A 22,103-nucleotide genomic window follows, 5' to 3' on the forward strand; every position below is an offset into this window, starting at 1 on the left:
ATGGATGATCTCGACGCTACCTGGCTGGCAGTATCGACACTTCTTCTGCAATTCTGCGACTCCCACAACAACACGCCCCAAGATTGGGGGTTGCCCATCGGCGAACCACAGTCGGCAATTATGGCTACCGAGGCATTATTCATTGCCGAAGTTCTCGAATCGGGCGGGTCGAACCCCACCGAAGATTCTTCGTCTGCGTTCGCATCCGCCGACCACCGGATGGCACTCCAACGAGTCGCACGAGAGGGACTGGCGCAGTACCGGTTCGCAACCACCAATTTCACGAGCCTTGTCGTTGCTCGAGGTATCGCCGGCGGAATCGACGAAATGTTCGGGCACACCTACATCGAATGGTTCCGAAACGAACTGGAAGTCGCTGTCACGGCCGGAAACGTTCATCCCATTCTTGCCCACGATCCGAGACGATGGATCGGAGAACACAAACCCAACTCCAACATCTCGAGCCTTCCGAGCAGGGACCTCGCCCGGTCGCCACGGCTGCAGATCGCACCGAAGTCGGCTTCGACGATCGGATTCGTCCTAGATTTTTCTTTTTGGCATCGCCTCAGCATGCTCGGCGACTCGACCGGACTGAGCGCCGCAACGTTGCAACCGAACCTTCGACTGCACGAGTTCGACGTTGTCAAAGACGAGGGAGAGCCCCCGACCTACACCAACTCAGGTCCTTCCGATCCTCGAATTCAAGCGGCACGGGTGTTGAATCTGATTCGCGACGCCGGCGAGCGCGATACGCCGGTCGCTCTACTACCGGAGTACTCACTGAGCCAGCAGGCAGCCGAGCTCGTCGAGTCGGGAATCGAAGACCTCGAGCGTTGCCCTGTCCTCGTGGTCGCAGGGATATCGGGCGAACCGGATGGTGACGGCCGAGTGCGCAATGAGGTGTGGGTCCACATCGGGGCCGACTTCGCTACGCGCGGGAGGTGGGCAAGGCTGCCAGGCAAGTTGTACGGGGCAACGATCGAAGGCTACCAGGAGGGAATTGCCGCCGGAACCGAAGTGCGGGTGCTCTGCTGCGAATCGTTCACCGTGGCAATACTGACATGTAAGGACTGCCTGGACGGCGCACTGATCGATCAGCTCGCGGCGATCGGAGTCAATCTCCTACTGGTTCCGGCAATGACCCCCAAGACTGCGTCCATGATCGGGTCCGCTACTCGCCTGTCCCAGCAAAGCCAAGCTTTCGTAGTGATGGCCGTCGGACCCGCCCTGTGGGTCGACACCGAAAACGACCACGTGCCGTCGAGGTACGTACCGCACCGAGCAGAGGCCACGTTCGCAGGACCGTACGCCGACGGCAGTCCTACTCGATGCCTTCCAGATCAACATCTCTGCCCTGGCCTCGACGAGGTCGGTTCATGGCATTTCGACTTCTCGACCCGGTCTGCCCAATGGTTCCCCGAACCGAACACAACTATTGACAATAATTGAACAAGGGGTAGCCTCGACACATGACTTCTACCGCCGATCTCACAGTGCTACTAGGCAGCCTCGCGACTCGTGCTCGCGACACGAAGCCCAAGCTGACCGCGGCGGTAGGCCTGATCAACGATGTCGGGCGGATCATGACGGTCGGTCGACCGTCGGATCTGCGGAGCGTTCAAACAGCAGTTGCCGCTGTGCGCGAGCAGCTCGATGGCGGCGACGTGCAGAACACCCCGACGAAGGCGCTGAACGGTGAGCACAGCCACGTGTACCTAGCGGGTGCCCTGTGGGCTCTCAACGAGGTCATCGACATACAACTCAGCTCGATCGACGCAGTACAGTCGCAACCCCGACGTGCGACCCGAAAGAAGCGGATAGCCGATGCGGCGCTGGCAGCAATGAAGGACACATCGGACGTGACGCCTTCCTCCCTACTGGAAGCCGTTTCCCATATCGAAGCCACAGTTCGACCGGACGAAATCTCTCGGGCGCTCGGCGACCTTCTCGCAGACGGGGTCATACAGACTTCGCCTGCCGACCGAAACGCTGACCGCCGCAATAAGTTCTTCACCCTGACCACCGTCGGCAGATCTCTAACCACTGGAGATACGCCTCGATAAGCAATTGAGTTCTCGCTGCGCAGCACTCAGTACGTAACTGCTGAATCTGCCGTGGATCCTGGGGGCAACAATGGACTCGACTCAGCTCCTGCCCAGCGAATATGACGGCGCGTACGATCCGAACCACCCACTGAGCCGGGCATGCAGCAACCTGATCGCAAGTGTGGAGGCCTTGAAGAACGACTTCACAGAACTTCAGGTCAGCCTCGAGAAACGAACTGCTCGGGCTGTCGAGAACTGGAACCGAGCGCGGCTCGAGTACGCGCCGGAGAGTGGGACCGGATCAGTTGACCGTGTTCAATACTTCGCCCCACCGGCAAAGCAACGCTCCTTCACCGACAGTCTTCGTCGACTCAGAATGTCGGAGTCTGCAGAACACACGTTTGCGGGAAATATGATGCTGGCCCTGGTCGCAGCATTCGACACGTTCGAGAGCGAACTCATGAGGGCGGCTTTCAAGTTGCGGCCAGAACTTCTGAACCCGTTGACAAAATCGATCAACTGGGCAGACATCTCACCTTTGGCAGACATCGAGGCTGTTCGCGGTTTGTTCATCGAGATGGAAGTGGAGTCGATCCTTCGATCCAGTCACGCGGAGCAAATCAAGGCAATCGGAGTCCGATTCCACCTCGGTCCAATGGACGATTTCACCGAACGGGAGTCGCTGATCGAGATAACCGAACGACGGAATCTGTACGCACATCAGGGCGGCCGTGTGTCTGCGTACTATATTTCACAGTGCGGCAAAAACATTCGAGAAGCACCGGTCGTGGGCACATTCCTGGAAACCACTTCAAATTATTATGCGTCGGCATGTGAAGACATCTTGACCATCGCGGTGATGCTGACCCAGAAGGTGTGGCGATCCGTCGGTGGCAGTACGCAGATCGGGAAGGCCGACCGCGATCTGGCGCAGGTCATCTACGTCTTCCTGGTGTGCGAGGAATGGGCGTTCGCTGCGCGTCTGTTGAAGTACGCATGCTCGATGAAGAAGCACAGTTCGGAGCAACACACACTGGTCTTCAGAGTCAATCGTGCACAGACTTTCAAGTGGATCGGCAATCAACAAGCATGTGAGTCGATTCTGAACACAATCGATTGGGATGCACGAGACGTCGGCCTCCGACTGTCACGAGCAGTCCTGTTCGACGACTTCGCCGAAGCCGGGGAGTTGATGCACGAAGCCGGGTCGACAAATCATGTCCGAAAGTCCGCGTTCGATCATTGGCCGGTGTACCGAGAATTTCGGCACTCGGAGGAGTTCCGCAGGGTTTACCGAGACCTGTACCAAGAAGACGCACCCACAACCATCGAGACTCGTGGAGCCGGTCGAAACAGGAGTATCGATGAACCGCCAGGTCCAGAACGATCGATCGCCGGATAGCCGAACGCACTACACAAAACCCCCTGCTCCCCAGTGGCGTCAAAGGACCCCGGTGCACGGGAGGTCGACGCCAGTTTGCTGTTTCAGCAAGCACGCTTGCCAATGAACCGGATGGCTGTCAGGCTCCGATCAGCACACCACCGGGAGAGGACGATCGATGACTCACGCATTCGACAAGGACTACTGGGAGCACCATTGGGATGACAGAACATCCCATACCGTCGCCGCGAATCCGTATCTCGTGGAGGAAACAGCCGGATCGACGCCCGGCACCGCGCTCGACGCAGGATGCGGTGCCGGAGGGGAGGCGATCTGGCTCGCCGAGCAAGGCTGGCAGGTCACCGGCGCCGACATCTCCGCAGCCGCCCTCCAGTCCGCCGCGCGACAAGCGCAGACAGCAAAGGTCGACGTCACCTGGATCGAAGCCGACCTGACGACCTGGAACCCCACCGAGCGATGGGATCTGGTGATGACCCACTACGCGCATCCGTCGATTCCACAGTTGGAGTTCTATCGACACATCGCGCAGTGGGTCGCGCCGGGCGGTTCGCTGCTCATCGTCGGGCATCTGCACGATGGCGGACACCATCATTCACAAGATGGCGAGCCGCCGCACGAGGCCACCGTCACCGCAAAAGAGATCACCGCCCTGTTCGACGCCTCCTCGTGGCACATCGAGACCGCAATCGAGCGTTCCAGGACCGTCGGCGGTGTGGGTGTGCACTCGAAGACGTTGCGCGATGCGGTGGTTCGGGTCAGTTCGCGGACACCGCGATAGCTTCGGCGAGTCCGTCGACGAGTGTCGGCAGGAAGTACGGAATCGACAGTGCCGTCGGGCCCACTGCAGCTCCGGCTTCCTGCCCGACGAATCCGGCGACCACACCTGCTGCAACGGCCGGAATCTGGCGCGAGACAGGCGAATCGAGGAACTGCTGCAGGGCATCCTCGGTATCGACCTGAGTGAAGACCACGTCGGCATCGATCTTCGAGATGTTCTCCGCCGAGACGGTCGTCGAGTAGGTGGCATCGTCGGTCGCGAGGTCGGTCACCGAGGCAGGTGAGACGAAGCCGAGATTCTCGAGCAGCTCCACTCGCGGGTCCGACGGCAACAGAAGGTAGTACACGTCGGCAGCCTCGGACACGTATGCGATTGTGCGGCCGTCGAATTCGGGATGCCGAGCGCCTGCGTCCTGCACCTGGCGGTCCAGATCGGCCACGAGTTCGCGTGCGCGCTCGGGGACCCCGAGAACATCACCGGTCGTCGTGATGACGTCGCGCCACGGCGTCGACCACAGTTCCTCGGGCGGGGCGATGACGGGAACGCCGGCAGCGGTCACCGCGTCGTACTCGGCACGCGTCAGTCCGGAGTGCGGAGCCAACACGACGTCGGGGTCGGTGGCGAGAAGCTTCTCGACCGACAGTGCGTCCGTGACGTTGTCGAGCAGAACCGGGGCCGGACCGCCGAGCGACTCGATCGCGTCGGACACCCACGGATAGATCAGATCGTCACCTCCGCCGTACTCGGCCGACGGCATTGCCACCGGGACTACGCCCAGTGCGAGCACCGCGTCGGTGGTGCCGAATCCCCATGTCGCGACCCGTTCGGGAACCGCGTCCAGCGTGGTGTCTCCGTACATGTGGTGCACGGCCAGCGGAAATGCGCCGGTGGACGGCGACTCGGTCGGGCTGTCGGTCGAATCGTCGGAGGTGCAGCCGGCCAGTGCGATGGACGCGGCCGCCACGGCGGTGAGCACTGCAGCGAAGCGGAACGTGAGGCGATGAGTCATGAAAGTCCTGTAGCTCGTCGATCGGAGTCTATAGGTTAGCCTTAGCTTCCTTTCGATGCGAACACCCCCTGCTCTCGGCTCACAGAAACCTCGCAGCGATGGTTCAGCGTCCTCACCGGAACGTCCCAGAGTATTGGCACTACCGAAAGAACCGACGCCATCTCAGAGGAGACCGACGATGCCCCGAATTCCAGAGCCCACCAACACTTCTGCCGGACCAACCTACGAGGGCCGACTCCTCGACCGCCCCGATGAGGAAGTGGTCGATCAGGGTGCCGGGTTCGACATCACCACCCTCGTCACTCGCCGACGTGTGCTCAGCCTCGTCGGTGCCGGGGCCGGAGCGTTCGCACTCGCCGCCTGCTCCAGCACCTCCAGCGCCGGAAGCAGCACCACCACAGCAGCTTCCACGTCGGCGACCACCGCGAGCGCCACCACTGAGATCCCCCAGGAGACCAACGGCCCCTACCCGGCCGACGGCACGAACGGCGTCAACGTACTGGGAGAGTCCGGAATCGTGCGCCGAGACATCACGTCCAGCCTGGACGGCGGCACCACGGTCAGCGGGGTTGCCCTCTCGCTCACCTTCACCCTCACCGACCTCGCGAACAGCAACGACCCCTACACCGGCGCGGCCGTGTACCTGTGGCAGTGCAACGCCTCCGGCGAGTATTCGATGTACTCCGAGGGCATCGAGGACGAAACGTACCTTCGCGGAATTCAGGTCGCCGATGCCAACGGCACGGTCACCTTCGACACGATCGTTCCCGGTTGCTACTCCGGACGCTGGACCCACATTCACTACGAGGTCTATCCCGACGCCGCATCGGCTACCAACGTCGAGAACGCAATCGCCACATCGCAGGTCGCATTCCCGCAGGACATGCTCGAGACCGTCTACCAGGAGAAGACGGACCTGTACCCGGATTCGGCGAAGAACCTGACCCAGATGGGCAGCCTCGACAACGACAACGTCTTCGGCGACGGCTACGACCTGGAGATGGGAACCTTCACCGGCGATCCCACCTCCGGCTACGTCGGATCGCTCGCCGTGGCCATCGACGCCACCACCGAACCGACCATGAGCGCGCCGCCCTCGGGCGGAGCAGGCGGAGGCGGCGGCGGCGGCCAGGCTCCGATGGGCGGCGGCACTCCCCCGGCCGGCGCATCCGCACCCACCAACTGATCACCCTCACCCCACACTCCCGAAGGAAACACCATGTTGCACAACCTCACCGGATGGCACGCCCTCATCGTTCTCGCCATCCTGCTGCTCGTCTTCGGCTCCACCAAGCTCCCCTCACTCGCCAAGGGCGTCGGCCAGTCATTGCGCATTCTGAAAGACGAAGTGCGCGAGGAGAAGAAGACCGCCACGCGTGACGACACGCCGGCACCGGTGTTCGCCGACGCTGCATCCACGCCGGTTCCGTACCGACACACGTCGTGAGCACAGCCACCGCCGCGCAGGGCTCAGCCACACTGCCTGCCACCCCACGGGGCACCATGCCTCTTGCGGGGCATATGCGCGAGGCACGTCGCCGCGCGATACGCGCGGCGGTGTCGCTGCTCGTCGGCATAGCAATCGGATTCGCGCTGTCCGATCAGATTCTCGACATCCTGCGCGCACCCGTCGAAGAACTCGCCCTCACCCGCCAGGCCAGCCTCAACTTCGAAACCGTCACCGGCGCTTTCGATCTCGAACTGAAGATTGCCCTGTTCACCGGCGTCATCGTGTCGTCTCCGGTGTGGTTGCGTGAGCTGTTCGCCTACCTCACCCCCGGCATGACGCGTCGGGAAAAGAAGTACGTCTACGGCTTCTCCGCGGCCGCCGCTCCACTGTTCGTCGCCGGCTGCGTGTTCGGGTTCGCCATCTTCCCCCGCATGGTCAGCGTCCTCGCCGGTTTCTCCTCCGACCAGGACAGCACCATCCTCAACGCCTCCTACTACGTCGACTTCGTCATGAAGATCGTGTTGGCTACCGGCATCGCCTTCGTCCTCCCGGCCCTGCTGGTGATGCTCAACTGCCTCGGCGTCCTCTCCGCGCGCAGGCTGCGCAGCAGCTGGCGTATCAGCGTCGTCGCCATCGCGCTGTTCAGTGCACTGGTCACGCCCGCCGCAGACGTCCTGTCGATGTTCCTCGTCGCGGTTCCCATGGCCACACTGTTCGGGGCAGCAATCGTGATCACCGAAATACACGACAGACGCGCCCTGACACCACCGAAACCGGAGCTCTCATCATGTTCGGCCTGACCTTCGAGAAACTCTTCCTGGTCGCGATCATCGCCGGGTTCGTCCTCGGCCCCTCGCGCCTCCCCGGATACGCCCACCAACTCACCCGCGCCGTGCGCACTGTGCGCCACTTCGTCGACACCACCCGCACGGCCGCCGAAGACGAGATGGGCGTTCCGCTCAGGCGTAGCGAATGGGAATCGATGAACCTGCGGCAATACGACCCACGCCGCATCGTCACCGACGCGTTGCGTGACACCGACTCCGCTCCGAAATCCGAGTGGCCGGAACCAGTCCTCGCCGAAGCAGCCCGGGTGCGGCCCGGTCAGAAATACCTCATCACCGGATCGGCATCACATCCACGACGCATCCTCATCGACTCACTCCCCCAGGACGATCCACGTCGCATCGCGGCGCAACTGACGCCGGAAGCCGCTACGTCGAGTATCGGTCCTGGTCCGACAGCTTGAAGTGTCAGCCGGTTCGAGCGAAATTGACACCGGCTTCGAGCGAAACTTGTGGTCCGCACGAGCCTGGACAAACAGTCCCTGCGACCGCCCGCGCCTGAAAACCGGTGACACTGCCCGAATGAAGCGGGCTAGCAACCAAACATGTTGCTATGGAGCATAATTGGCACTGCCGTTCTGACCTGCAGCGACAGCCGGAGTACTACCGTCGCAGCATGAGGAACACCAGGTCGTTGGCGCGAACGATCGGCGTCGCAGCTGCCGCACTCGTCATCCCGCTCGTCCTCGGTTCGACTGTCGTGGCATCGTCGTCTCCGATGACATCGCGAACTCAACAGATCTCCTCGGCACCCCTGCGTCTGGGCATCATCAATCCCAACGGCCCGTCCGCCACGTGGGAGTTGGAGCAGATCGAATCCGTCCTCGGCGAGCGTGCCTCGCTCGCCGTGATCTACAAGGACTTCGCACAGCCCGCTCCCATCGCCGAGCTGGACGCCGCCGATGCACGCGGGTCGACGACTCTGCTGACGTGGGAGCCCTGGGCTGCGGGCGCGGGCGTCGTGCAACCCGATTTCCAGTCCTCGGACATCACCTCGGGCCGGTACGACGCCTACATCACCGAATGGGCTCGGTCACTGGCCAATTGGGGCAAACCAGTGATGCTTCGGTACGCGCACGAGATGAACGGCAATTGGTATCCGTGGGCAGATCGGGTCAACGGCAACACCGACGGCGACTACGTGCGTGCATATCGCCACGTTCACGATCTCTTCACCGCAGCCGGTGCTTCCAACGTCGAGTGGGTGTGGAATCCGAACGTGCCCAACGCCGTTCCCATGTCGGTGGTCTACCCCGGCAGCCAGTACGTCGATGCAGTGGGTCTCGACGGGTACAACTGGGGAACCAGTCAATCGTGGAGCGTGTGGCAAACCCCGGATCAGCTCTTCGGCGACGGACTGACGCAGGTGCGGGCACTCGCTCCGGGCAAGCCCATCGTCGTCGGCGAGGTCGCGTCCGCCGAGGCCGGTGGGTCCAAGCCTGCCTGGATCACCCGGTTGATCGAGTACCTGGCCGCGCAGCCGGACGTCACCGGGTTCCTGTGGTTCGACATGAACAAGGAAGTGGATTGGCGCATCGACAGCAGTCCCGCCTCCGCTGCCGCCATGGCATCGGCTCTCGCCGCACGGCCCAGGAGCTGACTACCAGGCAGACAGCGCGGCCGATGCTGCGTCGAGTGCGGCGGGCGAGCTGTCCAGACGCCAGTTCGGCTCACCCTGTTTGTCGAAATCGAACCACAGCACTCCGCTGACCGAGGTCGAGTCCAGGTACTCGAACAGGTCTGTGATCCAGGCAGGCTTGTCACCCAACCGGTCTCCGGTTCCGGTTTCGTAGATCCAGACCGGCTTGCCCGGCGCGACGGCGTTCGCTGTCTGGAGCGCCCCGCCGAAGACCTCGTCCGGCGTCTGCCACGACGTCGCCTCGCCGCCTCCGTTGTAGCCGTCGATGCCGATCACATCGACGTACATGTCACCGGGGTACGACGCCTCGGCGGTGGGCAGCCCCTCCGCGCGGCCACTGCTGGCGTCGAAGGACCACACCCATTGCACCTTGTTGGCACCGGTGCGCATGAAGATGTCGTGAACGCGTCGGTAGGCCGTGAGGTAGTCGTCAGCGGTACTTCGCGAACCGTCGACCGACCACGGGTACCAGGTTCCGTTCATTTCGTGTGCAAAGCGAAGTTGCATGGGCTGATCGAATTGCGCTGCTGCTTCGGCCCATTGGGTGATGTATGCATCGAACTCGCCGGACGCAATACGAGACGGTGAATAGTTGTCCTGATACTCGCCGGCGTTCGGATCCCACGGCTCCCAGGTAACGGCAGGAATCGCGCCTCGGTTGTGAATCTCGTACAGGGTGCCCACCGGTAGCGGACGCTGCCACGCCCATGCCTCGAAGAAGTTGACCACCTGGGGCTCTCTCCCCAGCTCCGCACCGGTGGCGAAAGCCGATCTCACTCCGGCATTTTCGCCGTCCGAGGACAAACCGAACGTGCGCGCAGGGCGGTCGGGCACTGACGAGCAGCCACCGACCGCGACGGACAGCACAGTGATGAGCGTGAGCAACGACGTCCGAAAGCGGGTCATAAGGAGTCCCAGGTTAGATCAAACGACGGACAGTCCGAAAACAGCGGCACAAGCAATCTCGAGGTATGTTTCGGTGGTCGGGGGACACCAGGTCAATGACGACCCCATTCCATCTTCACTGCCGCGCTCGTGAGCCGATTGGTCGTCATGACGTCTATCTTCCAGAGCCATACTGTGCGCTTCGCTCCACCGGATTCGAGTGAACTTGCATCTCCACCAACGGATATCGAGCGCGACTCGTACCTGCAGAGTGAGCACCGTTGGATTCCCCTGGCGTCGAGTTTCGGTGGCTTTCTCACCACGGTCAGCCTGCTGTACCTGGTGCAGGGGCAGGCGTGGGCAATTCCGTTGCTCGTGCCACTCGCCATCACGACGGCAGCGATGATCCTCTCGTTGCTGACCTCCGTGCAGCCGCGCCGCGACACCTTGGCCGGCCACCGAGAGCGAGTACGTGCGTATCTGCCCGTGCACTACCCGAGCGTCGATGTGTTCCTGCCGAGCGCGGGCGAAGACATCACTGTGTTGCACAACACTTTCTGGCATGTTAGTCGGCTCCAGTGGAGTGGCGAGCTGACCGTCTACGTGCTCGACGATTCCGATCGGGACAGCGTTCGAGACTTGGCCGATGCCTTCGGTTACGAGTATCGCGTCCGGCCCAATCGTGGATATCTGAAGAAGGCAGGCAATCTGCGTTTCGGGTTCGACGAGTCCCACGGGGACTTCATCACGATTCTCGACGCAGATTTCGTACCGCGGCCGGACTATCTGTACCAACTCATGCCGTACACCACCGAAGAGGACGTGGCCATCGTGCAGAGTCCGCAGTACTTCGACACCACGCTGCGGATGAAGTGGATGGAGTACTCGGCAGGGGCGACGCAGGTGCTGTTCTACCGCTGGATCCAAGCGGCGCGAGATCGAAGCGACGCGTCGATCTGCGTCGGTACCTGCGCGATCTATCGGCGCAGCGCCCTCGAGGTCGGCGGCGGCTTCTCGGCCATCGAACACAGCGAGGACGTCTACACCGGTGTCGATCTCATGCGGGTCGGATACCGAACTCGGTACGTGCCGGTGGTCGTATCGAAAGGACTGTGCCCGGAGACGCTCGATCAGTTCTCCAATCAGCAGTACCGCTGGGCCAACGGCTCGATGAGTCTGCTCAAGTCCCGCGATTTCCATGCGGTGAAATTCTCACTGCGCCAACGCCTGTGCTTCTGGTCTGGCTTCATGTACTACATCGACACGGCGATCAACATCTATGCCATCGCGCTGCCGCCGATTCTGATGGCCTTCCTCGCCCCCGAGGACGTGTCCATCAACAACTACCTCTTCGTGTTCCTGGCCATGGTGGTGCGCATCGCCATCGTCCCCGTCGTCACCATGGGTCGCGAGAGCGCCATCGGGCTCGACCGCGTGCAGACGTTCTATTCCTACATCCACTCCGTGGCGGTGTTCGATGTCCTCCGGGGTCGCACGGACGCGTGGCAGGCGACAGGAATCAAGACCCGCTCCACCACCGCTCTGCGCGTCAAACGTCTGATGACCACATGGCTGGTGCTCGTCCAGGTGGCGATGTGGGTCGGCGTCTTCTGGCGAGCTCCCGAATACGGCTGGTCGAACTACGCACCGATGATCGGGTTCGCCGTCTTCAACCTCGTCGTGGTCTATCCCCTGATGTTCTGGCGTACCGAATTCCCCACCCTCCTCGATCCGATGACGTTGCGGCGAAAACTGTTTCGCTCGGAGATCTCGACCTTCGTGCACCAGATGCCACCCGCTCGCTCCACCCGGCGCACACCCTCGACGCCCCGCAGCTGGCTGACGGCGTCGTGGCCGTGGCTGGTTCTGATGTGCGCGGTGTCCTCGGCTCTGTCGCTTCGGCCCGGTTCCAACACCACCGCCTTCCAGGACGAGGGCCTCTACGTGTTCGTCGGGCACCGGATGATCGAGCACATCACCGACGGCGTCAACGTCACGGAATATCCGGGTGCCTACTTCTCCGGCGCTCCGGGCCTGTTCCCGATCCTCGCTGCAGCAGCCGATTCCGTCGGCGGCCTCGAGGCAGCACGCATGGTCAGCATGGTGTTCGTCTGGGTGGCGATCGTCGCGACGTACGGCGTGGGCAGCCAGCTGTTCGGCCGGCTCGCGGGCCTGCTCGGTGCCGCGGTCTTCCTGCTGTGCGGCTCGGTGATCTTCCTGTCTCACATGGCGACCTTCGATGCGATGGCCATGAGTCTGGTCGCCGTCGCCCTGTGGCTCACAGTGCGCAGTGCGCAACAGGATTCATTGCTCTGGGCTCCGATCATCGGCGCAGTACTGGCCTTGGCGTTTCTCACCAAGTACGCCACTGCGGTCTATCTCCCCGGTATCGCGGTGATCGGAATGCTGCTGACGTGGAACAAGATTCGGTGGGGAGCCGTCCGGCAGGCTCTGTTGATCGTATTGTCGGCCGTCGCGATCTCCTTCTTCGTTCTGGTGTTCTGGGCTCAGGATCTGGTGCCCGGAATCGTCTCGACCACCACCAACCGCACACCGATCTCTCCGGCCTCGGCGTCGCTGCTGCTCACCAACGCTGCGATGTGGATCGGGGTGATCCTGATCCTGGCGGTGTTCGGTGCTGCCCTCCAGTGGCGTCGCTGGCCGCTGGTCCTGACGTTGTTGGCGTTCAGTGTCATCGGGCCTGCACAGCAGATTCGCATCGGCGAGGAAACGTCGCTGTCCAAACACGTCGCATTCGGCATGGTGTTCGCGGCCCCACTCGCGGGGTACCTGCTCGGCTGGTTCATCGCTCGCTCGAGGTGGTTCGGGGTTCCGTTCGCGGTCGCTGCGCTGTCGATGCAGCTGGTCCTGGGCTGGACTCAATCACAGGAGTTCCTCACCTCGTGGGTCGACGACACCGCGGTGGTGGAGGCCCTACGTGAGGAGATCGCCGTCTCGCCGAACAAAGCCATCCTCGGTGAGGAACCGTCGGCGCAGCGCTACGCCCTGCGCGGTGAGGTGGAACCGATCCTGTGGACGGACACGTTCAGTCTGAACTACGGAAACAAGAACGGCATGAACGCATACCGCGAAGCGATCGACCAATCACATTTCGGCACGATCTATTTGAGTCTGAACACCGACAACGGACGAGCGATCAATCAGTATCTGACCACCGGAGACACGCCGTATCGGCTCTCGAACAAGGTGCCCTTCACGCGTCAGGGCGAGTTCGCGGGGTACTACCTGATCTGGACCCCGAAGGTGTTGGCGCGATGACAATCACCTACTCGGACGTCCTGGTGTGCATCCCGACTTACAACGAATCCGCCAATCTGGTTCCGCTGGTGCGTCGGGCATTGGATTCCGTTGCCGGTGCCACGATTCTCGTCATCGACGATTCCAGTCCCGACGGCACCGGGGACATCGCGGACGCTCTGGCGGCCGAGCATCCGGACGTGCGAGTTCTGCATCGGCCCGCCAAATCGGGTCTGGCCACCGCGTACCTCGATGCGTTCCGATACGGCCTCGAGGACGGATTCACGAGACTGGTGGAGATGGACGCCGACGGCAGTCACCCTCCCGAACGATTACCCGCGATGATCGCGGCCTCCTACGCTCCGGAGGTCGGCCTCGTCATCGGATCCCGTTACGTGCCCGGCGGGCGTACCGAGGGGTGGCCCCTGAGCCGAAAGATCCTCTCGAAAGCCGGAAACACGTACGTGCGCATGCTCACGCCGTTGACTGTTCGAGACGCCACCGCGGGCTATCGAGTTTTCACGGCTGACGTGCTTCGAGTCATGGACCTCGATTCCGTGACCTCGCGCGGGTACAGCTTCCAGATCGAAATGGCATTGTTGGTGGCCGGTACCGGAAAGAAGATCAGCGAAGTTCCCATCACTTTCCGCGAACGAGAATCCGGTACCAGCAAGATGAGCCGCGCCGTCGTCCTCGAAGCACTGTGGAAAACAACGATCTGGGGATGGCGGAAAAGATCGGTGCAGCAAACAGCACACACGGCGGAAGTCGAAATCCGATAACCGCACCTATTCATATCTGGCGGTTGGAGCGGCGAAAGAAGAACGACATGTAACACATTCGTGCATGATGTAGCGATGACTACCAGCGTCTTGGCCGCTTCGGAGTCGGGTGTGTCCGCAATTGCGGTGTGGACCTTGATCGTCGTCGTCATCGCTGCGCTCGGTGCTGCGTGGGCGGCGATGAGTGTTCGACGGGTAGGCGCGAACGAGGATGTGATGTCGCGGGAGTTGGCGGCGTTGCACACCGCCGTCGATCGTCAGGTGCGTCAGGCCAGCGACAACGACTCGTGGAATCGCGACCAGGTGACCGCGCGTTACCAGGAGCTACTCTTCGCGCTGTCGAACCTCGATCGGGTTGTGGCCGAGGAGATTTCGGCAGCGGTGGTCTCGACGCCGGTCGGTGACCTCGAGGCTGCGAAGCGGGCATTGGACAAGGCATACGACCAGCTGAATCTGGCGCTCACTGCCGCATTGGTGGTGGCGCGCAGGCGCGTCCATCCGTTGGCACTGGAGTTGTCTACGGGCATCGATCGTCGGGTGTTCGCTCCGCTGGCTCCCGACACCGGAATCCCCGCTCCGGCCCACGAACGTCTGCAGAGCGAGCACGCGTACATCACCAGAATGCATTCGTTGCTACTGAAGGCGATGCGCGCCGATCTGGGTCTGCTCGATCCCAGCGCCGAGGCGACACTGATCTTCACGACGAAGGAAGTGGAATCCGGTGTGCTGGCAGATCGATCGACAGCCGCCGGCCGTAGTGCTGTGCAGCTGATCGATCTTCTCGAGGATTTCGGTGTGATGCCGTTGCTCGGCGCCGAGGACAACTTCGTGATGTCCGACGCGTTGCTGGTCCAGTGCGAGGAGCTCTACAGCGCGGTGAGCCCGAACTTCCAGGCGGTTCTGCGCCACATCGGCGACGAGATCCATCTCGCGATTCGTCCCGACCTCACCGACGATCGCCTCGAGGAAATCTACGAAATCGCGGTACGACTGGTCGAAGCCGGATTACGCGGAAACATCCACCGCAGAGACGGATTGGACGGCAGCAGCCTGTTCCTCATCGATCCGACCCACAAGGCGGGAATGGATCGGGTGTAGCGATGCGCGTGCGCCCGAGTACGCCGGTCAGTCTTCCGATCGCTTCAGGACTGCAATGCAGGTCAGAAACAGAATCTTGATATCGAGCCAGATGGACCAGTTCTCGATGTAGTAGTTGTCCCATTCCGCGCGATCCGCGATGGGGGTCTGGCCCCGCAGCCCGTGCACCTGAGCCCATCCGGTGAGACCTGCTTGCACGCGATGCCGCTCTCCGTAGCGTCGGATCTGCGCAGCGAACAGGTCTACGTATTCCGGGCGTTCAGGACGGGGTCCGACCAGGCTCATGTCGCCGCGAAGGACATTGATGAGCTGAGGAAGCTCGTCGAGTGAGGTCTGCCGCATGATCTTGCCGATCTTGGTGCGTCGGTCCACGCCTTCCACTCCGCCGGGTGCTGCTCCCTCGGCCGGAACGAAATCGGCATCGGAGTCCCGCGGTGGCCGCATCGACCGGAATTTCAAGCAGTCGAAGGGGACCCCATCGCGGCCGATTCGCTCTTGTGCGAAAAAGATGGGGCCTGGGGAGCTCGACCGCACGAGCACCGTGAGCAGAAGGAAGACCGGCGACAGAAGAAGTAGACCCATTCCCGCGCCGAGCCTGTCCAGTACGCCCTTGAGAACGAACTGCCACCCTCTCGGATCGACATGATGCAAGACCATCAAGGGCAACCCTCCGAGATGCTCGATATGAGCGTGCACGCCGACGGTGTCGAACATGCGAGGCACGAGCCAGACACGAGTTCCGGCGTTTTGTGCTGCACGGATCGCTGCCACCACCTCTTCATGAGGAGCGGAAGCGAACGCAAACACAACTTCTTCCACCCGATGCACTCGGACGATCCGAGCCAGGTCGCTGAGTGTCCCGAGATTCGCGAGTTCCTGGTGCACTGCAGGATTTACGTCGGAGACGGAGTCGATCGTCCCTATGGGATTCATCCCGTATTCGGAAAACTGATTCATTCTGTGCGCCAGTTGCTCCGATACGGGGCCGCTACCGACGATGAGGGTGGGCGCACTCGAGTGGTGTCTCACTCGAAACCAGCGCTCTATCCACGCACGGGCCAGACAGGCGATCGCGAGTGCGCCTGCTGCGCACAGCCAGACTCGAATCATGACCGGGCCTGGGGCATAGGACGGCTCCGTTGCCAGAATCAGGGCGAGCGTGATCAGAGTTGCAAAGGCCACGGCGGTTTGAACCGGTCCGATTTCATCGATGAAATTGCGTCGAAGCCCTCGTCGGTAGAGCTTTCGCGAGGCAAGGAGCACAAGGAGCGTGGGCACGAAGAGCCATGGGTGCCAACCCAACGCTGCGGCACTGCCGGGCCGCAAGTGAAGACCTTCGGCTACGGCGATGACTGCGGCGATCACATCGACGACAACGGCGGCGATGGGGCTGACCGGGTCGATACGAATTCGATCGGATACGTTCCTCCCGAAACGCACCTTCACCGAGAGCGGTGTTGTCGATCTCGTCATCGATGTTCCGTGAGAGTTCGGCACGATGCACGGTCCTTCCGATGTTCATGCCAGCCGAGCGGTCAGGCCGTTCGGCATTCGGCATTTCGAAACACCGAATACTTATCACTCTCCACGAATTTTCGGCGACCAACGGCAGTATTACAATCACCGAAAAACAAACTGCTAGAAGGGAATTCTCTGGCGAATGAGCCAGGCGATGTCTTCGAGGGTCTTCACGTGACCGGCAGTCCATTTACGTGGCCGGTAGTCCCACACATCCAGTATCCCGACGGTATAACCGGCTTCGGACTTGATCGGCGCTGCCATGTATGCGACCAACTCGGACGTCGCGTGATCCCTCAGTAGCGCATGCTCTCTGATATCCGGGGCCACCAACGTTTCTCCCGTTTCCACCACGACACGACACGCAGACCGTTCCACCGCCACAGTCTGCGGCTGCGCTGCTGCTCCCGTGGTTCCGACGCTGGCTTTGATGAATTGCGTGCGATCGTCGACGAACGAGATCGACGCTCCTTGCGCTCCCATCGCTCGCAATGTCATCCGGGCCAGTTTGTCGAACTGCTCGTCACGCGCACTGCCGATCATGCCCGTGGCTCGCGCGGCGGCGACCCTGTCCACATCGTCGATGAGCAGGTGCGTCTGGTGGGGAGACGTCGAATCGAGATCGGACAACTCGATGCTCTCGGATTCGAAGCTACGGGCGTCTGCCAACACGGCGGCCACCTCTGGCGAGGACTCTCGTTCGAGTTCCGTGACGAGCCTAGTGATGATCGCCCGACGCGCATAGGTATTGAGGGACTCGCCGGCCTTGTCGGCATGCTGCGTCAACAGTGCGTTGATTCGATCTCCGAAACCGGTTTTCCCTAATTCCACACGCCGGACGTTAGTTGACTGTGCGCCAATCCGAGTAGTGACCGACCGATAAAGCCCGCAGTCTTTTGTGGGACGACCATTCGCTCGATCGCCAGTGAAGATCACGCCACGACCACAGGCGTCGTCACCAGTCGAAGCTTGTTCCTTGACGATCCGATCTACCCTGCCCTTGAGCGGTGACGAACGAGCACCAACGCAGTTCCGATGAGCAAACCCACTGCGGCACCCCACGTCAGGTACACGACGGTGTTCGGGTTGATCGGTGCCTCCGAGACCTCGGCCTGACTGAACATCTTCAAGGCCACAGAGGGAACCTCGCCTGTCTCGGTAGTCTCCAGGTCGGCAACTACTGCGCTCAGTTCGGTGGCCATGGTGTTCGCGATGTCGCGCGCGAGCTCCGGAGAACTATCGGTGGCGACGATGTCGAACACAACGGTCTCCGGCGAGTAGGTCATCGTCACCTTGTCGGCCAACTCCGCCGGAGTGAGATCGAGCGCCAGATCGGCGATCACTGTCGAGGCCAGAGCCTCGTTGGCGACCAATCCCGCATACGCCGGAATCGCCTGTTGCGAGAACAGGTTGCCCTCGTACACATCAGGACTGTAAGTCGACCCCGAGGTGGAGACGAACATCTGAGTGCGCGATTCGTACACCGGTGTGATCAGCGAGGTAATTCCGAACGCCGTCGCCATCGACAGCGCGATGGATACGGCGACGATGCGCCAGCCCGCCCTCATCGTCCTTCCGAATTCTCGCACCGCCACCTCCAGTCTTCTTTGTCCATCTCGGTGTGGCGTATCGGTACTGTACCGCCGACACATGACGAATAAATCTCCGACGCAATGTCTTTCACCTATCGTCGACCTTGCCAACGGATGACACTACGGCGGCCTATGCGTTGGCTGAGGCGAGGGATTGGAGATAGTCCCACAGTGCGCGTTCGCGGGCGGGGTCGTAGGACTCCCCCGAGGACGGAACTTCACGAGTTCGGTCGATGTAGGCACCGGACGGTGCGGCAACGGTGCCGACAATGGCGTCGGCCAGTTTGCGCCCGGCGGTGGAGATTCGGTCGGCGAACGGCGTGAGCGCCAACACCGGCAGGATCCACCGGTTCACGAACTGGTCACGCCTGCTGGCTTCCCTGGCCAATCCAGTTCCGGGAACGAGACTCGGGTTGTAGGAGACGATGTCGACGCCGTCCGGCAGTCTGCGTGCCCATTCGTGCACGAGGTAGATGGCACCGAGTTTGCTGGTGGAATAGGCCATCCGTCCGGCCGTCACCGTTTCGGGCTCGGGAAACGCGGAGGGGCGTGCGACGGCCTCCGGGGACGTCCACTGTGGTGCGGGCACCAATCCGCCGGTATGCCGGAAATCGCCGAAGTGGGTGTCGCTGACCGTGATCACGACACGTGCCGGTATGACGAACCGGTGCCGAAGCAACTCGATCAACAGATGGTTGGCGTAGATGTTCACTGCGAACGTGGTCTCGAGACCGTCGCCGGTCACGTGGACGTCGTCGACGAACTGCACTCCCGCGTTGCCCGCGAAGCCCTCCAGCGGCGGGAGCGTCCCGTCGTCGACGAGCTGCAGGATGCGCGAGGCACCGGCCCGGATGCTCGCCACATCGGCGAGATCGGTGTCGATGACCGTGACGTGATCGGAGATGGCGCGCAACCGATCGGCAAATCCCGCCGGGCCTGCGCCCCGGGCCAGGATCACCAGGTGCAGGTCGCGATCTCGACGAAGTAGTTCCTGGGCAGCGATGAGCCCGATGCCGCGTGTAGCTCCTGTCATGACCAAGCTGTGCATCGGACAATCCTTCGTTTGAGTTGACGTTGTCCACTCAGTAGACCGAATTCAGTGAACGCTGTCAACTGATAGATTCGGTGGCGTGACGAAGCGAGCGGAAAGTGCGGCGCAGACACGGCAGGCACTTCTTCGTGCGGCCGCTGAGTTGCTTGATCTGGGCGGGCCGGATGTGGTGACGCTCCGAGCGGTCGGAGATGGCGCGGGAGTGTCACGATCGGCGGCCTACCGGCATTTCGTGGACAAGGATGCACTGCTGATGGCGCTCGCCACCGACGCGTGGATGCTTCTGGCCGACTCGCTCGAGGCGATCGTCGCCGATGGCGAAAAGAGCGCCGATGACGCGATTTTCACAGCGCTGGCAGCGTTGTCCGACTTGGGTGGCGCGCGACCCCACCTCTATCGATTGATGTTCACCGGGCCGGCGGCGTCACCGGCGTCGGTGTCTGCGATCTCGGCGGCCGAGCGGGCACAGGACGCCTTCATCGACTTGGTGAGTCGAGTCTCTGGCGAATCGAGAGCACGACCGATTGCCGGGGTGTTGTTGGCCGCTGCACACGGACTCACCGACCTCGATGTCGGTGGTCACCTGCCGCCGGACAAATGGGGTGCCGACCGCGCCCATCTCACGCGCCTACTGGTCACGATGATCCCCCACGACGGTGAGCGTGGCGAGAACGGCAACCACGCTTAGCCTTTCGCCGCCCGCCCTACCGCTCTACCGCTCTACCGCTCTACCGCTCTACCGCTCTACCGCTCTACCGCTCTACCGCTCTACCGCTCTACCGCTCTACCGCTCTACCGCTCTACCGACGGACGTCCTGTCACACAGATCTGTCGGATGCTCGCGGGATCCGTTGTGGGATTGCCATCGGCGCTAGCGGGCGTTCCACGAAAAGCTCTGGGCGATCGTGATGAACACGATCGCCCAGGATTCATTTCCTCAGACCGGGGTTTTCGATGCCGTTCCTGGGTAAGTCGCCGGGTGCCTCGGGGCGACGTGCCCGAGAGTACGGCGCAGCGGCAGGGGCTGCGGTACGTGCGGTTGCGCTCGGCGCAGCTGATCCTGTCTGGGTTGATCCGGAGTGCACCGACGCGGGTTGTGGCGCAACAGGTGCCGCGGCGGGAGTAGGTGGAACAACCGGAGGAGCCGGCGTTGCCACCGCTGCCTGCGGCGCGGGAACCGGCGGTGCCGTCTGCCGCGGCAGGCTGGCATCGGCCGAGTAGTTGTACGAGTAGCTGTACATGTCGCCCTTCTTCGAAGGCGTCAATGCCAGCACCACACCCAGGACGTGCGCCCCGATCGTTTCGAGGTTCCCGATGGCCCTGGACAATTCGTTGCTCTTGGTATGCCCGTAACGAGTTACCAGAAGAGCGCCGTCGCTGTGGGTGGTGAGGACGGCCGAGTCAGTGACGGGCAACAGCGGAGCGCCGTCGACGATGACGTAATCGAACTTGGAGCGCAACTCGACCATGAGTGCACGAGACGCCTCCGAGCCCAACAGCTCGGACGGGTTCGGCGGTAGCGGGCCCGATGCCAAGGCCTGGAGACCCTCGTACCGGGTCGGCTGCAGCACCTCGTCCACCTGGGCCTGTCCGGCGAGGACGGTACTCAGACCGACCGAGCCGATGAGACCCATGTACTTCGAGATGCGGGGACGACGCAGATCACCCTCGACAAGAACGACATGATGTCCGGCCTCGGCAAGCGAGATGGCCAAGTTGACCGCTGTGGTCGTCTTTCCCTCGCTGGGAATGGCGCTGGTGACGACGATGACACGCGGCGGGTGATCGACTTCGAGGAACTGCAGATTGGTGCGTAGCTCACGGAACGCTTCGGCGCTGGAGGACTGGGCAAGATCCTGGAAGTCGACGGCCGGATGAGTCTTGCGCTCCTTGTCGAACGGGATAGTGCCGACAAGTGCCTTGCCGGAGATCGACTCGATCTCTCTGCGGCCCTTGATGGTGTTGTCCAAACGATCGCGCAGTACCGCAAGTGCGATACCGAGCAACAGGCCAACGGCCGCTCCGAGGGCGAGGTTTCGCTTGGTCTTCGGGCTCACCGGAGTTGCTGACGCGTCGGCCTGCTGGAAGGTCTTCACACCGGCCGACGGAGTTCCCCCGTCCTCGGGGGTTTCGAGCTCGCGCACCTGGTTGGTCAGCTCGGTTGCCATCGCATTGGCAATGTCGCGAGCAATCGCCGGCGATGCATCGGAGACTGTGATGTCGAACAGAACGGTGTCGGGAGTCGACGACGCTTTGACCTTGGCTGCCAGCTGCGACGGCGTCAATCCAAGGGGAAGCACGTCGAGCACTCGGGCGGCCAATGCCTCGCTGGTCACCAACTCCGAGTAAGACGCCACACGTTGCTGAGAGAACAGGTTGCCCTGGTATGCCTCGTTAACCGACGTTCCACCGGAGGTGGAGACGAACATCCTTGCGCTCGATTCGTAGAGCGGCGTCGTCAACAGGGACGCGCCCAGGGCACCCAAGATCGCGACGATCACGGTGACGGCGATGATGATCCACCTCGCCTTCAGGATTCTCAGATAATCCTGTATCTCCATGCTTCGCGCTCCTCATAGGTTTCGTACAACGCGCAACGTGTCACTGCGTGGCTCAATCGTTACATAGCTGATTGTTTTCCGTGCACCGGATGAGCCCGGACACAGAACGACTCAATTCATTCGTTCGATAGACGAACACAATTAAGCGATTGCCCCGTTGTCAGGTATCACTGCATCAATCGCACCCAAT

At 62.0% G+C, this 22,103-nt stretch carries 20 protein-coding genes; 13 read left to right on the top strand and 7 right to left on the bottom strand.

The window, feature by feature from the left end; all coding sequences use genetic code 11:
- Nucleotides 1-219 precede the first annotated feature (219 nt).
- The 4 genes from CH302_RS03045 to CH302_RS03060 all read left to right on the top strand — a co-directional run bounded on the left by CH302_RS03045 (nucleotide 220) and on the right by CH302_RS03060 (nucleotide 4,225).
- Nucleotides 220-1,449 (top strand): hypothetical protein, encoded by a 1,230-nt coding sequence (locus CH302_RS03045; protein ID WP_141216592.1) that lies wholly within the window; start codon nucleotides 220-222, stop codon nucleotides 1,447-1,449.
- A 20-nt stretch (nucleotides 1,450-1,469) separates the two neighbouring features.
- A complete protein-coding gene (locus CH302_RS03050; protein ID WP_037193806.1) occupies nucleotides 1,470-2,063 on the top strand; it encodes a hypothetical protein in 594 nt (197 codons plus the stop codon).
- 70 nt (nucleotides 2,064-2,133) lie between these two features.
- On the top strand, nucleotides 2,134-3,447 hold the full coding sequence (locus tag CH302_RS03055) for a hypothetical protein (protein WP_037193804.1): 1,314 nt from the start codon (nucleotides 2,134-2,136) through the stop codon (nucleotides 3,445-3,447).
- Between the two features lie 157 nt (nucleotides 3,448-3,604).
- Nucleotides 3,605-4,225, top strand: coding sequence for a class I SAM-dependent methyltransferase (locus CH302_RS03060; protein ID WP_037193802.1), 621 nt, complete (start codon nucleotides 3,605-3,607; stop codon nucleotides 4,223-4,225).
- Here the strand turns inward: CH302_RS03060 and CH302_RS03065 are convergent.
- The gene (locus CH302_RS03065; protein WP_037193798.1) at nucleotides 4,203-5,234 is read right to left on the bottom strand and encodes an ABC transporter substrate-binding protein; all 1,032 of its coding nucleotides are present in this window, start codon (nucleotides 5,232-5,234) and stop codon (nucleotides 4,203-4,205) included. The genes CH302_RS03060 and CH302_RS03065 overlap by 23 nt on opposite strands.
- Nucleotides 5,235-5,412: 178 nt before the next feature.
- Here CH302_RS03065 and CH302_RS03070 point away from each other — a divergent pair, with 178 nt between their 5' ends.
- The 5 genes from CH302_RS03070 to CH302_RS03090 all read left to right on the top strand — a co-directional run bounded on the left by CH302_RS03070 (nucleotide 5,413) and on the right by CH302_RS03090 (nucleotide 9,129).
- Complete coding sequence (locus CH302_RS03070; protein WP_037193796.1) at nucleotides 5,413-6,420, top strand: dioxygenase family protein; 1,008 nt, start codon at nucleotides 5,413-5,415, stop codon at nucleotides 6,418-6,420.
- Between the two features lie 33 nt (nucleotides 6,421-6,453).
- Nucleotides 6,454-6,681 carry a twin-arginine translocase TatA/TatE family subunit gene (locus tag CH302_RS03075; RefSeq protein ID WP_037193794.1) on the top strand — a complete coding sequence of 76 codons (228 nt, stop codon included), beginning with the start codon at nucleotides 6,454-6,456 and terminating at the stop codon, nucleotides 6,679-6,681.
- On the top strand, nucleotides 6,678-7,484 hold the full coding sequence (tatC, locus tag CH302_RS03080; RefSeq protein ID WP_230596382.1) for a twin-arginine translocase subunit TatC: 807 nt from the start codon (nucleotides 6,678-6,680) through the stop codon (nucleotides 7,482-7,484). Before CH302_RS03075 ends, tatC begins: the two co-directional genes overlap by 4 nt.
- Nucleotides 7,472-7,933 (top strand): preprotein translocase, encoded by a 462-nt coding sequence (locus CH302_RS03085; protein WP_052047925.1) that lies wholly within the window; start codon nucleotides 7,472-7,474, stop codon nucleotides 7,931-7,933. Before tatC ends, CH302_RS03085 begins: the two co-directional genes overlap by 13 nt.
- 212 nt (nucleotides 7,934-8,145) lie before the next feature.
- Nucleotides 8,146-9,129, top strand: a complete 984-nt coding sequence (locus CH302_RS03090; protein ID WP_052047924.1) for a glycoside hydrolase family 26 protein — start codon at nucleotides 8,146-8,148, stop codon at nucleotides 9,127-9,129.
- Here the strand turns inward: CH302_RS03090 and CH302_RS03095 are convergent, their stop codons facing one another.
- A complete protein-coding gene (locus CH302_RS03095) occupies nucleotides 9,130-10,074 on the bottom strand; it encodes a glycoside hydrolase family 26 protein (protein WP_037193792.1) in 945 nt (314 codons plus the stop codon). It abuts the gene before it with no gap.
- Nucleotides 10,075-10,221: 147 nt separating this feature from the next.
- On the opposite strand from CH302_RS03095, the gene CH302_RS03100 reads away from it, so the two are divergent.
- The 3 genes from CH302_RS03100 to CH302_RS03110 all read left to right on the top strand — a co-directional run bounded on the left by CH302_RS03100 (nucleotide 10,222) and on the right by CH302_RS03110 (nucleotide 15,191).
- A complete protein-coding gene (locus CH302_RS03100) occupies nucleotides 10,222-13,332 on the top strand; it encodes a glycosyltransferase family 2 protein (RefSeq protein ID WP_141216593.1) in 3,111 nt (1,036 codons plus the stop codon).
- Nucleotides 13,329-14,093, top strand: a complete 765-nt coding sequence (locus CH302_RS03105; RefSeq protein ID WP_037193790.1) for a polyprenol monophosphomannose synthase — start codon at nucleotides 13,329-13,331, stop codon at nucleotides 14,091-14,093. Before CH302_RS03100 ends, CH302_RS03105 begins: the two co-directional genes overlap by 4 nt.
- Before the next feature lie 75 nt (nucleotides 14,094-14,168).
- Nucleotides 14,169-15,191, top strand: a complete 1,023-nt coding sequence (locus CH302_RS03110) for a hypothetical protein (protein WP_037193788.1) — start codon at nucleotides 14,169-14,171, stop codon at nucleotides 15,189-15,191.
- A 27-nt stretch (nucleotides 15,192-15,218) separates the two neighbouring features.
- Here CH302_RS03110 and CH302_RS03115 read toward each other — a convergent pair whose 3' ends face one another.
- From CH302_RS03115 to CH302_RS03130, 4 genes are all read right to left on the bottom strand, one after another.
- Nucleotides 15,219-16,664 carry a sugar transferase gene (locus CH302_RS03115; RefSeq protein ID WP_037194141.1) on the bottom strand — a complete coding sequence of 482 codons (1,446 nt, stop codon included), beginning with the start codon at nucleotides 16,662-16,664 and terminating at the stop codon, nucleotides 15,219-15,221.
- A gap of 165 nt (nucleotides 16,665-16,829) precedes the next feature.
- A complete protein-coding gene (locus CH302_RS03120) occupies nucleotides 16,830-17,540 on the bottom strand; it encodes a GAF domain-containing protein (RefSeq protein WP_037193785.1) in 711 nt (236 codons plus the stop codon).
- 158 nt (nucleotides 17,541-17,698) lie between these two features.
- Nucleotides 17,699-18,361, bottom strand: a complete 663-nt coding sequence (locus tag CH302_RS03125) for a YveK family protein (protein ID WP_082323772.1) — start codon at nucleotides 18,359-18,361, stop codon at nucleotides 17,699-17,701.
- Between the two features lie 70 nt (nucleotides 18,362-18,431).
- Entirely contained in the window at nucleotides 18,432-19,334 is a 903-nt protein-coding gene (locus CH302_RS03130; RefSeq protein WP_230596380.1) for an SDR family NAD(P)-dependent oxidoreductase, read from the bottom strand.
- Nucleotides 19,335-19,431: 97 nt separating this feature from the next.
- On the opposite strand from CH302_RS03130, the gene CH302_RS03135 reads away from it, so the two are divergent.
- Nucleotides 19,432-20,040, top strand: coding sequence for a TetR/AcrR family transcriptional regulator (locus tag CH302_RS03135; RefSeq protein WP_037193780.1), 609 nt, complete (start codon nucleotides 19,432-19,434; stop codon nucleotides 20,038-20,040).
- A 241-nt stretch (nucleotides 20,041-20,281) separates the two neighbouring features.
- Here the strand turns inward: CH302_RS03135 and CH302_RS03140 are convergent, their stop codons facing one another.
- Entirely contained in the window at nucleotides 20,282-21,913 is a 1,632-nt protein-coding gene (locus CH302_RS03140) for a polysaccharide biosynthesis tyrosine autokinase (protein ID WP_037193778.1), read from the bottom strand.
- Nucleotides 21,914-22,103: the final 190 nt, after the last annotated feature.

The sequence above is a fragment of the Rhodococcus sp. 15-2388-1-1a genome, assembly GCF_002259145.1.
GTDB lineage: Bacteria > Actinomycetota > Actinomycetes > Mycobacteriales > Mycobacteriaceae > Rhodococcoides.